This window comes from Streptomyces sp. KLMMK, from assembly GCF_036961605.1.
Lineage (GTDB): Bacteria > Actinomycetota > Actinomycetes > Streptomycetales > Streptomycetaceae > Streptomyces > Streptomyces telluris.
Map to the genome: position 1 here is coordinate 1 of NZ_JBAMDC010000671.1, position 1,986 is coordinate 1,986.

Sequence of the window (1,986 nt, forward strand, 5' to 3'; positions counted from 1 at the left end):
GCCGAGCACGAGGGCCGCGACCCGGAGCAGGCCGCCGAGGTGCTCACCCGCGAGGAGGCCACCTGGCTGTGGGTGGACACCGCCGCGGCCGTCGCCGACCACGGGGAGAGCCGGCTGCTGGTGCGGCACCTCGACTCGGCGGTCCAGGGCACCGTGCCGGGGCTGCTGGAGGAGGTGCGGGCGGTGGGGCACCCGCGCACGGTGCAGGTGCTGGTCGCCCTCGCGGCGGCCCACCCGGACCCGGCCTTGGCCAAGGCTGTTCGCAAAGCCGCCTTCCAGGTCCACACGGGCGGAGCCTAGGAGCCCGGACGGTGCCCGGCCCGCAGGGCCGGGCCCGTCCCCGCGGGCCGCACCGGGCTCACGCCGGGACGTACGTCCCGAAGCTCCACACGTTCCCCTCCAGGTCCCGCGCCATGTAGTCCCGCGAGCCGTACTCCTGGTCCGTGGGCGGCATCAGGATCTCCACGCCGCTCTTGTCGGCCTGCCGGAAGTGCGCGTCGGTGTCCTCGACCACGACGTAGACGCCCACCGGACCGCTCTCGCGCATGGCCTCGGCGAACACCCCCACCCGCCCCTTCGAACCGATCATCACTCTGCCGTTGCCGTAGGCGAGTTCGGCGTGCAGGACCGTGCCGTCCTCGCTCTCGTACAGGGCGGCCCGGGCGAAGCCGAACGCCTTGGTGAGCTGCGCGATCGCCGCCTTCGCGTCGCGGTAGAGCAGCGTGGGGTAGATGCTCGGCGTGTGCGTGCCTGTCATCTGGGGTCACTCCTCGGTCGGCGGAATCGGTGGTCGGCGGAACCGGCCGGCGGAACCGGTCAGCGGAAGGTGTTGCACCGGGCCATGTCCCCCGTGCTGTACCCCGTGTTGAACCACTGCTGCCGCTGCGCGGCCGAGCCGTGCGTCCAGCTCTCGGGGGTCACCCGGCCCTGGAACTTCTCCTGGATGCGGTCGTCGCCGACGGCGGCGGCCGCCGACAGCCCGTCGTCGATGTCCGCCTTGGTCAGCTGTGTGATCAGGGGGCGCCCGGTGGACTTCTCGGGCGTGGTCGTCGCATGCCGGGCCCAGACCCCCGCGTAGCAGTCGGCCTGCAGCTCGACCCTGACGGCGTTGCTCCCGGCGCCCGTGCCGCCGTCCTGGGAGCGGCCGAGCGTGCCCATCAGGTTCTGGACGTGGTGCCCGTACTCGTGCGCGACGACGTAGGCCTCGGCGAACGGGCCGCCGCTCGCCCCGAACTTCGTCCGCAGCTCGTTGAAGAACCCGAGGTCGAGGTAGACCTTCCGGTCGCCGGGGCAGTAGAAGGGCCCGACGGCCGAGGACGCGGCTCCGCAGGCCGTGCGGACCTGGCCGGTGAAGAAGACCGTCGCCGCCGGCGTGTAGCCGGCCGAGCGGCGGGCGAACTCCCGGCTCCAGAAGGACTGGGCGCTGTTGACCACGGCGACGATCCGGCAGTCCTCGCGGGTGTTGGCGTCCCGGCCCGTCTTGCAGTCCCGGGCGACCTGGGCGTCGCTGTGCGTGGTGCCGCCCGGCGCCGGTTCGGAGGTGAGCCCGAGCTCCTGCGGGCCGATGCCGAAGAACAGCCCGAGCACCAGCGCGACCAGCCCGATGACGCCGCCGCCGATGGTCATCCCGCCGCCCGGGATCCGGCTGCCGCGCTCGTCCTGGACCTGGGAGGTGTCCAGTCCCGCGTCGTCGTCGAACTGCATGCGCCCACCGCCTTCCCATCCCTGAGTATCGGCGAATCGCCCTATTTATGGCTATTGCGGAAATGCCTGGTCCGGCGTGTCGGCGGGGTCGTCCGGCGGCGCCCCGGATATCCAGGACAAACGGTACGGAAGGAGTGCCCCCATGGCGACGGCGGATACGGTGCGCGGCGGCCGCGGCACCCCCTTCCCGGCCTCCCTCGCGCTGCTCCTCACCACCCTGCTCCTGGTCCTGCTGGCCGCCGCGGCCCGGCACGTCCAGCACGCCCCCTTCGGCGACCGGCT

The 1,986-nt window shown here is 72.9% G+C and carries 2 protein-coding genes and 1 pseudogene; 1 reads left to right on the plus strand and 2 read right to left on the minus strand.

All coding sequences use genetic code 11. The annotated features are described in order from the left end of the window. Positions 1-300, plus strand: a pseudogene (locus tag V7793_RS36960) (hypothetical protein); the annotation flags it as partial. A gap of 58 nt (positions 301-358) precedes the next feature. Here V7793_RS36960 and V7793_RS36965 read toward each other — a convergent pair. Together V7793_RS36965 and ypfJ are read right to left on the minus strand one after the other, a co-directional pair. Continuing rightward, positions 359-757, minus strand: coding sequence for a VOC family protein (locus V7793_RS36965; RefSeq protein WP_336014061.1), 399 nt, complete (start codon positions 755-757; stop codon positions 359-361). Positions 758-816: 59 nt separating this feature from the next. Further along, positions 817-1,704, minus strand: coding sequence for a KPN_02809 family neutral zinc metallopeptidase (ypfJ, locus tag V7793_RS36970; RefSeq protein WP_336014062.1), 888 nt, complete (start codon positions 1,702-1,704; stop codon positions 817-819). Between the last annotated feature and the right edge of the window lie 282 nt (positions 1,705-1,986).

What these genes read in the sequence shown, in the direction of transcription:
- V7793_RS36965 (WP_336014061.1), bottom strand. Translation starts at nt 757, where the DNA reads ATGACAGGCACGCACACGCCGAGCATCTACCCCACGCTGCTCTACCGC.
- ypfJ (WP_336014062.1), bottom strand. Translation starts at nt 1,704, where the DNA reads ATGCAGTTCGACGACGACGCGGGACTGGACACCTCCCAGGTCCAGGAC.